The organism is Micromonospora sp. AMSO12t (assembly GCF_008806585.1).
Lineage (GTDB): Bacteria > Actinomycetota > Actinomycetes > Mycobacteriales > Micromonosporaceae > Micromonospora > Micromonospora reichwaldensis.
The window spans coordinates 1-8,437 of record NZ_WAAS01000268.1 but is presented as its reverse complement, the minus strand read 5'-3'; the positions used below and the strand labels follow the sequence as shown (position 1 = coordinate 8,437).

Genomic DNA, 8,437 nt, shown 5'->3' with positions numbered 1-8,437 from the left:
GGTCAGCGACCGGGGCGTAGGCCGAGGTGGCGTAGTTCCAGGGCGGCGAGGGCGTCGACGGTGGCGTCGTCGCCGCGCCGCCACGACTCGGCCACGTCGGGGGCGATCCGGGTCAGTCGCCCCAGCGGCTGGGTGGCCAGCGCGCGCAGGGCGAGCAGGTCCCGGCCGGCGGGCGCGGCGGCCAGCTTCGCGGCCGAGCCGGCCCGGCGCATCCAGCGCACCCGTAGCGGCAGCCAGCCGAAGAGCACCAGGCCGAGCGGGAAGACCAGCACGGCGACGGCCAGCGCGAGGGCGAGTTGGTCGACCAGCTCCTGCTGGTCGCGCCCCGCCTCGGCCAGCGAGCGGGCGGCGGTGGCGGCCCGCTCGAACGGCGCGGTCAGCTCGTCGCCGACCAGCGGCACCCGGCCGACCTTGCCGCTGGCGTCGGCCAGGTTGTCGGCCAGGCCGCCGCCGGCCCCCTCCAGCTTCTGCCCGGGTACGGCGAGCTTCTGGACCAGGTCGTGCAGCCACAGCGCGCCACGGATCGCGCCGTACACCCAGGCGACGACGAGCAGGTCGGTGATCAACTGTCGGACGGCGGTCGGGAAACGATCGGCGTAGATCTTCACGCCGGACAGCGTGCCATGTGCGCGGGCCCCTGGCACGGCGCGAACGACGGCACTCAGTCCGGCGGACGGCGGGCGCCGACGCAACGGGGCCCGGCGGACGGCGCTACGGGCGGGGTCAGCTCGCGCAGGCCGGGCAGGTGCCGAAGATCTCCAGGGTGTGGCTGACGTCGGCGTAGCCGTGCTTCGCCGCCACCCGCTCGGCCCAGCTCTCCACCGTCGGCCCCGCCACCTCCACGGTGCGGCCGCAGGTCCGGCAGACCAGATGGTGGTGGTGGCCCTCGCTGCACCGGCGGTAGAGGTGCTCGCCGCCCGGCGGGCGCATCACGTCGATCTCGCCCGTGTCGGCGAGCCCCTGGAGCGTGCGGTAGACGGTGGTCAGCCCGACCCGCTCGCCGCGCTCGCGCAGCATCGCGTGCAGCTCCTGCGCGCTGTGGAAGCCCTCCAGCTCGCCGAGCAGCGCGCTCACCGCCGAGCGCTGCCGGGTGTTGCGGACCGTGGAACCCGCCATGATCATGATCCCTCCCCGGCGTGGCTCACCGCGTCGGCCACGATGTGTGCGACGTGCTCGTCGACCAGCGCGTACGCGATCTCGCGACCCCGCCGGGAGCCGCGCACCACGCCGGCGCCCCGCAGCACCCGCAGGTGCTGGGAGACCAGCGGCTGGGCGGCGCCGAGCTTGTCGACCAGCTCGTGCACGCAGCGCTCGCCCTCGGCGAGCTCGCTGACGATGGCCAGCCGGATCGGTGCCGAGAGGGCACGCAGCAGCTCGCTCGCGCCCTCGAAGGCGTCGTAGCCTGATCCGTCGGTCACCCTGTAACGGTAACCAATCCCACTGACACGGCGCTGACCAGGATCAGTGGAGCACGACCTCGTGCGGCTCCGGCGTGGGCGCGGCGGCGGGGGTGCGCCGCCGGCGCAGCATCCGCCACGCCGCGCCGAGGACCGCGACCACCCCGAACGAGGCGATCGCCATCAGCACCACCGAGGCGCCGGGGGCGGTGTCGGCGTTCGCGGCCACCCAGACCCCGGAGCCGGCGGCGAAGAGCCCGAGCGCCATCGCCGCCGCCATCGTGCTGCGGAACCCCCGGGTCACCTGCTGCGCGGTGGCCACCGGCACCACCATCAGCGCGCTGATCAGCAGCACCCCGACGGCCCGCATGGCGATCGTCACCGTGACGGCGGTGGCCACGGCGAGCAGCAGGTTGAGCGTGCGCACCGGCAGGCCGGAGACGCGGGCGTACTCCTCGTCGTGGCAGACCGCGAAGAGGGCCGGGCGCAGCGCCAGCATGGTCACCCCGATCGCGATGCCGAGCACCGCGATGGTGGTCAGGTCCTGCGGGGAGATCGTGGTCAGCGACCCGAACAGGTAGGCGTTGAGGTTGGCGCTGGTGCTGTCGGAGAGCCCGACCAGCGTCACGCCGCCGGCGATGCCGCCGTAGAAGAGCAGGGCCAGGGCCAGGTCGCCGGAGGTGCGCCCGCGGGCGCGGACCAGCTCGATGGTGATCGCGCCGGCGGTCGCCACGGCCACCGCGACGAGCACGGGGGAGCGGTTGAGCAGCAGGCCCGCGCCGACGCCGGTGAGCGCCACGTGCCCGACCCCGTCGCCGATCAGGGCGAGCTTCCGCTGCACCAGGTAGATGCCGAGCGCCGGGGCGGCCAGGCCGATGATCAGCGCGCCGATCAGGGCCCGCTGCATGTAGGGGTACTGGAAGAGTTCCATCTCAGCTGCTCCACAGCCCGGCGGGCTCGTCGGGACCGTGCGGGTGCACGTGGTCGTGGTCGGGCTCCGCGTGGTGGCCGGCAGGCTCGGGCACCGCGCCGTCGTGGCAGATCCCACCCTGGTGTACGACGACCGCCCGGCTGATCAGCGGCCGCAGCGGCCCGAGCTCGTGGGCCACCAGCAGCACCGTGCCGCCACCGGCGACGAAGGCGTGCAGCGCATTGGCGAACGCCTCCTGGCTGGCGGCGTCGACCCCGGCGGTCGGCTCGTCGAGGACCAGCAGCTCCGGCTCACCGGCCAGCGCCCGGGCGATCAGGGTGCGCTGCTGCTGCCCGCCGGAGAGGGTGGCCACGGGATCGCGGGCCCGGTCGGCGAGCCCGACCGCCTCCAGCGCGGCGGTCACCGCCGCCCGGTCCGCCGCGCCGGCCGGGCGCAGCACCCCGCGCCGGGCGAGCCGGCCGGAGGCCACCACCTCGCGGACGGTGGCCGGTACGCCGCTGCCGGCGCCGAGGCGCTGCGGGACGTACCCGATCCGGTGCCACTGCCGGAAGCGGCGCAACGGACGGTCGAAGAGGGTGACCGACCCGGAGCTGAGCGGCACCAGGCCGAGCGCGGCGCGGATCAGGGTGGACTTGCCGGAGCCGTTGGCGCCGAGCACCGCGACCACCTCGCCGGCGGTCACGGTCAGTGAGACGTCACGCAGCACGGGGCGGCCGTCGTAGCCGACCACCCCGTGCGCGACGGTGATGACTGGAGCCGTCATGAGCAGCTCAGCGCCGTTCGCAGGGTGGCAAGGTTGGTGCGCATGACCGAAAGGTAGTCGCCGCCGCCGGTGGACAGCCCCTCCAGGGGGTCCAGCACCGCGGTCTTCGCGCCGACCTCGGCGGCGATGGTCTCGGCCACCTTCGGGCTGACCAGCGTCTCGAAGAAGATCGTGGTGGCCTTGTGCTCCCGGGCCTCCTGGGCGACCTGGGCCAGGCGCTGCGGGGACGGCTCGTTGTCGGGGCTGAGCCCGGTGATGCCGATCTGCTCCAGCTGGTAGCGCCCGGTCAGGTAGCCGAAGGCGGTGTGGCTCACCACGATCTCCCGCCGCTGGCAGGTCTTCAGCCCGGCCGTGAACTCGGCGTCCAGCTTCTCCAGCTCGACGCGCAGCGCCTTGGCGCGGGTCGTGTAGTCGGCGGCGCGGTCCGGGTCGGCCCGGCCGAGCCGCTCGGCGAGCTTGTCGCCGACCGTGGCGAGGCGGGTCGGGTCCAGCCAGAGGTGCGGGTCCTTGGCGCCGCCCTCCTCGTGGCCGGGCTCCTCGGGGTGGGCGTGCTCCCCGCCCTCGTGGTCGTGGCCGCCCGCGGCGGCGTCAAGCAGCGGCTGCACGGTCGACACGTCGAACGCGCGCTCCTTGGCGTTCTGCTCGACGGCCTCGTCCAGCGCCGGCTGGAAGCCCTTGAGGAGCACGACCAGCTCCGCCTCGGCGACCTGGCCGACCTGGCCCGGGTTCAGTTCCAGGTCGTGCGGCTCCGCCCCGGGCTTGACCAGGTTGCTCACCTTCACCGCGTCGCCGCCGATGCGCTCGGCGAGGAACTGCAACGGGTAGAAGGCGGCCACCACGTCGACCCGCTGCGGATCGGCGCCGGTCGTGCCGTCGTCGGAACAGGCCGTGACGCCACCCAGGGCGAGCAGGGCGGTGGCGGCGACGGCCAGGGTGCGCGGGGCGGAGCGGATGTTCATGCCATGAACTCTCCGCGACAACGATAATGATTGTCAAAAACGCATGCTTGCATGTCAGAGCAGCTTCACCAGGCCCGCGGTGACCAGCAGGGTGAGCGCCACCAGCCGGATCACCCGGGTCGGCGCCGTCTGCACCGACCAGGTGGTGACCAGCAGCGCGGCCACGGCCGCGGCGAGCAGCAGGGTCAACAACCCGCCGACCACGCCGGGGGTGAAGAACGCGACAAGCACCAGCACGAGGGTGACCAGGAACACCGTCGTCGGGTTCGCCCGGGCCAACCGGGCCGGCATCCGGCTCTGCGTACGCTGCATCCCACAGACTCTACGAGGAGGAACCCCGTGCTGGTGACGAACCGGTTCGTGGTGGACGTCGATGTCGCCGACGAGTTCACCGAGCGGGCGCACGCCGCCCTCGCCGCCCTCGCGGCCCGCCCCGGTTACCTGCGCGGCCAACTGGTCCGGGCGCTGGACGACCCCCGGCACTGGTGCCTGGTCACCGAGTGGGAGTCGGTCGGCACCTACCGGCGGGCCCTGGGCGGCTTCGACGTCAAGATCACCGCTGTGCCGCTGCTCGCCGAGTCGCTCGACGAACCGTCGGCGTACGAGGCGCTCGCCACCGCCGCCCCGGGCGGGGACGTCGTCGCGGCCGCCAGCGATCGGGCCGCTGGTCCTTACCGCTGAGCCCGTGGGCACTACATTGCTTGCATGACCGCTCCCGGACCGGCGACCCCGCCGGCGTACCCTCCGTCGCCCGGCCAGCAGGGGGCGCAGCCGCCCGCCGTGCCCGGCCCGCCGGCGGACCCGGGCGTGCCCGCCCCGCCGGCCGGGCCGGGGGTCACCCCGCCGTTCGCGGCGCCCCCCACCGAGGGGCGCAACACCCGGCTCTGGCTCGGGCTGGGCGCCGGGGCGCTCGCCGTGCTGCTCTGCTGCGGCGGTGGCGGCGCGGCCGTGGTGGGCCTGGCCGTGACCGGGGTGCAGGCCGTGCGCGAGCAGGGACGCACCGTCTCCACCGACTACTACCGCGCACTGGTGGAGCGGAAGTACGGCGCGGCGTACGACCAGCTCTGCGACGACGCGCAGCGGCGCGAGTCACGCCGCGAGTTCGAGCGCCGGGTGGCCGCCGAGCCGCAGATCGCGACCTTCCGGGTGGGCGACGTGGACGCCGTCTCCCTCACCGTGCCCGTCGACGTCACCTACACGGGCGGCCGGCAGGACCGGCAGGAGGTCACCCTCGGGCAGGACCAGCAGACCGGCGGCATGGAGGTGTGCGGGGTGAGCTGACCCGCCCCCGGTATTCTGCTGGGCCCGGGACGGCACGGGTCGTACCGTTGTCCCGAACTGTTCCTTCCGTCCTTACCGCGTCCCCGCCGACCGCCAGTCGGCGTAGGAGGAAACATGCCAGCCGACCGTATCGACGCCGTCGTCAGCCTCGCCAAGCGCCGAGGCTTCGTCTTCCCCTCCAGCGAGATCTACGGAGGCACCCGGTCGGCGTGGGACTACGGTCCGCTCGGCGTGGAGCTCAAGGAGAACGTCCGCCGGCAGTGGTGGAAGACGATGGTCCAGCAGCGCGACGACGTGGTCGGCCTCGACTCCGCCGTCATCCTGGCCCGCGACGTCTGGGCCGCCTCCGGCCACCTGGACGCCTTCGTCGACCCGCTGACCGAGTGCCAGTCGTGCCACAAGCGGTTCCGGGCCGACCACCTCGAGGAGGCGTACGAGGCCAAGCACGGCAAGCCGCCGGCCTCGCTGACCGAGCTGAACTGCCCGAACTGCGGCAACAAGGGCACCTTCACCGAGCCGAAGATGTTCAACGGCCTGATGAAGACCTTCCTCGGCCCGGTCGAGAGCGAGGAGGGCATGCACTACCTGCGGCCCGAGACCGCCCAGGGCATCTTCGTGAACTACAAGAACGTGGAGACGGTCGCCCGCAAGAAGCCGCCGTTCGGCATCGCCCAGACCGGCAAGTCGTTCCGCAACGAGATCACCCCGGGCAACTTCATCTTCCGCACCCGCGAGTTCGAGCAGATGGAGATGGAGTTCTTCGTCGAGCCGGGCTCGGACGAGCAGTGGCACGAGTACTGGCTCTCCGAGCGCTGGAACTGGTACCTCGACCTGGGCCTGTCGGAGAGCAACCTGCGCTTCTACGAGCACCCGAAGGAGAAGCTCTCCCACTACTCGAAGCGCACCGTCGACATCGAGTACCGCTTCCAGTTCGGCGGGACCGAGTTCGCGGAGCTGGAGGGCATCGCCAACCGCACCGACTTCGACCTCACCACGCACAGCAAGCACTCCGGCGTCGACCTGTCCTACTTCGACCAGGCCAAGGGCGAGCGCTGGATGCCGTACGTCATCGAGCCGGCCGCCGGCCTCACCCGCGCGGTGCTCGCGTTCCTGCTCGAGGCGTACGACGAGGACGAGGCGCCGAACACCAAGGGCGGCGTGGACAAGCGCACGGTGATGCGCTTCGACCCGCGGCTGGCCCCCGTCAAGGTGGCCGTGCTGCCGCTGTCGCGCAACGAGGCGCTCTCGCCGAAGGCGAAGGGCCTCGCCGCCGACCTGCGCAAGCGCTGGGTGGTGGAGTTCGACGACTCGCAGGCGATCGGCCGCCGCTACCGCCGCCAGGACGAGATCGGCACCCCGTTCTGCGTGACTGTCGACTTCGACACCCTGGACGACAACGCGGTGACCGTCCGGAACCGGGACACCATGGCCCAGGAGCGCATCGCGCTGGACCAGGTCGAGCGCTACCTGATCGAGCGCCTCCCCGGCTGCTGAGCTGCGGCGGGCCCCGGCCGGTGCGGAAGTTGCGCCGGCTGGGGCCCGTACACTTGTCCGGTGACCGCGCCGACCGTTCCCGCACTGCGCCCGTTGACCATCGGGCGGCACGAGGTGTGGCCGCCGGTGGTGCTCGCGCCGATGGCCGGCATCACCAACGTCGGCTTCCGGCAGCTCTGCCGGGAGCAGGGCGGCGGCATCTACGTCTGCGAGATGATCACCACCGTCGCGCTGGTCGAGCGGAACCCGAAGACGCTGCGCATGATCGCGTTCGGCGACGACGAGCGGCCCCGCAGCCTCCAGCTCTACGGCACCGACCCCGAGATCACCGCCGCCGCCGTGCGGATCGTGGTGGAGAAGGACCTCGCCGACCACATCGACCTCAACTTCGGCTGCCCGGTTCCCAAGGTCACCCGCAAGGGCGGCGGCTCGGCGCTGCCGTGGCGCCGCCGGCTCTTCGCGCGGCTGGTCAGGGCCGCGGTGGACGCCGCGTCGCCCGCCGGGGTGCCGGTCACGGTCAAGATGCGCAAGGGCATCGACGACGACCACCTGACGTACGTCGAAGCGGGCCTCGCCGCCCAGGACGCGGGCGTGGCGTCGGTCGCCCTGCACGGGCGTACGGCCGCGCAGCGCTACTCCGGCACGGCGGACTGGGACGCCATCGCGACGCTCAAGCAGGCCCTCGACGTGCCGGTGCTCGGCAACGGCGACATCTGGGAGGCCGACGACGCGCTGCGGATGGTGGCGCACACGGGCGTCGACGGGGTGGTGATCGGCCGGGGCTGCCTGGGTCGACCGTGGCTCTTCGCCGACCTGGAGGCCGCGTTCGACGGCCGCCCGGAACGCCGCCTGCCCACCCTCGGCGAGGTGGCGCGGACGATGCGCCGTCACGCCGAACTGCTGGTCGACCAGTTCACCGCCGGCTCCCGTACCCCCGCCCGGGGCGAGCGGGACGGCTGCACCGACTTCCGCAAGCACGTCGCCTGGTACCTCAAGGGCTTCCCGGTCGGCAGCGAGCTGCGCCGCGAGCTGGCCATGATCGAGAGCCTGGCCCAGCTCGACGACCTGCTCGGCAAGCTGGACCCGACCGAGCCCTTTCCCGTGGCCACCTTGGGCCAGCCGCGCGGCCGCACCAACTCGCCCGGCAAGGTCTTCCTGCCGGACGGCTGGCTGGCCAGCCGCGACGACGACACCGTCCCGGAGGGCGCCGAACTGGCTGACTCGGGCGGCTGAGCCCTCGGCCGCCACCCGGGCCTCGGCTGCCTCGGCGCTCCCGGCTGCGGCTCGGCCCCGGCCTGCCCGGCTGCGGATGCTGGGTGAAGGTGAAGACGACGAAAGGGCCGGCCCCTTGTGGGGGTCGGCCCTTGTCGCTGTGTGGTGCGCCTGTCGCTGGGTGGTGCGCGGTGCTGGGTGGTGTGTTGGTGTGTCGCTGTGGGGTCAGGCGGTGTAGCCGCGGGTGGCGATCCAGTCGGCGAGGTTGTCGACGCTCATGCGGTAGGAGGCCTGGTTGGGGTTGGCGGAGTCGGCGATGGTGACGGTGTTGCCGTTGTCGCGGTAGCCGACGACGCTGATGTAGTGCCCGCCTTCGAAGGAGTGGGTGGTGCCGTCGGTG

General features: G+C 73.0%; 11 protein-coding genes and 1 pseudogene. 4 read left to right on the top strand and 8 right to left on the bottom strand.

Translation table 11 applies throughout. The annotated features are described in order from the left end of the window. Positions 1 to 2 precede the first annotated feature (2 nt). The 7 genes from F6X68_RS27240 to F6X68_RS27210 all read right to left on the bottom strand — a co-directional run bounded on the left by F6X68_RS27240 (position 3) and on the right by F6X68_RS27210 (position 4,362). Positions 3 to 608, bottom strand: a complete 606-nt coding sequence (locus tag F6X68_RS27240) for a hypothetical protein (RefSeq protein ID WP_151456942.1) — start codon at positions 606 to 608, stop codon at positions 3 to 5. A gap of 115 nt (positions 609 to 723) precedes the next feature. Next, positions 724 to 1,116 (bottom strand): transcriptional repressor, encoded by a 393-nt coding sequence (locus tag F6X68_RS27235; protein ID WP_192581556.1) that lies wholly within the window; start codon positions 1,114 to 1,116, stop codon positions 724 to 726. 2 nt (positions 1,117 to 1,118) lie between these two features. Then, entirely contained in the window at positions 1,119 to 1,418 is a 300-nt protein-coding gene (locus F6X68_RS27230; protein ID WP_088998913.1) for a metalloregulator ArsR/SmtB family transcription factor, read from the bottom strand. A gap of 43 nt (positions 1,419 to 1,461) precedes the next feature. After that, on the bottom strand, positions 1,462 to 2,328 hold the full coding sequence (locus tag F6X68_RS27225; protein WP_151456940.1) for a metal ABC transporter permease: 867 nt from the start codon (positions 2,326 to 2,328) through the stop codon (positions 1,462 to 1,464). A 1-nt stretch (position 2,329) separates the two neighbouring features. Beyond that, complete coding sequence (locus tag F6X68_RS27220) at positions 2,330 to 3,091, bottom strand: metal ABC transporter ATP-binding protein (protein ID WP_151456939.1); 762 nt, start codon at positions 3,089 to 3,091, stop codon at positions 2,330 to 2,332. Further along, entirely contained in the window at positions 3,088 to 4,050 is a 963-nt protein-coding gene (locus F6X68_RS27215; protein ID WP_151456938.1) for a metal ABC transporter substrate-binding protein, read from the bottom strand. Before F6X68_RS27215 ends, F6X68_RS27220 begins: the two co-directional genes overlap by 4 nt. A 54-nt stretch (positions 4,051 to 4,104) precedes the next feature. Next, on the bottom strand, positions 4,105 to 4,362 hold the full coding sequence (locus tag F6X68_RS27210; protein WP_151456937.1) for a hypothetical protein: 258 nt from the start codon (positions 4,360 to 4,362) through the stop codon (positions 4,105 to 4,107). Between the two features lie 27 nt (positions 4,363 to 4,389). Between F6X68_RS27210 and F6X68_RS27205 the strand changes: the two genes are divergently transcribed. The 4 genes from F6X68_RS27205 (at position 4,390) to dusB (ending at position 8,058) form a co-directional block, all read left to right on the top strand. Beyond that, complete coding sequence (locus F6X68_RS27205) at positions 4,390 to 4,731, top strand: antibiotic biosynthesis monooxygenase (protein WP_151456936.1); 342 nt, start codon at positions 4,390 to 4,392, stop codon at positions 4,729 to 4,731. 126 nt (positions 4,732 to 4,857) lie between these two features. Further along, positions 4,858 to 5,331 carry a hypothetical protein gene (locus tag F6X68_RS27200; RefSeq protein ID WP_132240457.1) on the top strand — a complete coding sequence of 158 codons (474 nt, stop codon included), beginning with the start codon at positions 4,858 to 4,860 and terminating at the stop codon, positions 5,329 to 5,331. 114 nt (positions 5,332 to 5,445) lie between these two features. After that, complete coding sequence (locus tag F6X68_RS27195; RefSeq protein ID WP_101412337.1) at positions 5,446 to 6,825, top strand: glycine--tRNA ligase; 1,380 nt, start codon at positions 5,446 to 5,448, stop codon at positions 6,823 to 6,825. Between the two features lie 60 nt (positions 6,826 to 6,885). Beyond that, positions 6,886 to 8,058 (top strand): tRNA dihydrouridine synthase DusB, encoded by a 1,173-nt coding sequence (gene dusB / locus F6X68_RS27190; protein ID WP_151456935.1) that lies wholly within the window; start codon positions 6,886 to 6,888, stop codon positions 8,056 to 8,058. Positions 8,059 to 8,262: 204 nt separating this feature from the next. Here the strand turns inward: dusB and F6X68_RS27185 are convergent. Beyond that, positions 8,263 to 8,437: pseudogene (locus tag F6X68_RS27185) on the bottom strand (C39 family peptidase); the annotation flags it as partial.

Excerpts from the sequence above, each read along its gene's own strand:
- F6X68_RS27235 (WP_192581556.1), bottom strand. The coding sequence starts at position 1,116 with ATGGCGGGTTCCACGGTCCGCAACACCCGGCAGCGCTCGGCGGTGAGC.
- F6X68_RS27225 (WP_151456940.1), bottom strand. The coding sequence starts at position 2,328 with ATGGAACTCTTCCAGTACCCCTACATGCAGCGGGCCCTGATCGGCGCG.
- F6X68_RS27220 (WP_151456939.1), bottom strand. The coding sequence starts at position 3,091 with ATGACGGCTCCAGTCATCACCGTCGCGCACGGGGTGGTCGGCTACGAC.
- F6X68_RS27215 (WP_151456938.1), bottom strand. The coding sequence starts at position 4,050 with ATGAACATCCGCTCCGCCCCGCGCACCCTGGCCGTCGCCGCCACCGCC.
- F6X68_RS27210 (WP_151456937.1), bottom strand. The coding sequence starts at position 4,362 with ATGCAGCGTACGCAGAGCCGGATGCCGGCCCGGTTGGCCCGGGCGAAC.
- F6X68_RS27195 (WP_101412337.1), top strand. The coding sequence starts at position 5,446 with ATGCCAGCCGACCGTATCGACGCCGTCGTCAGCCTCGCCAAGCGCCGA.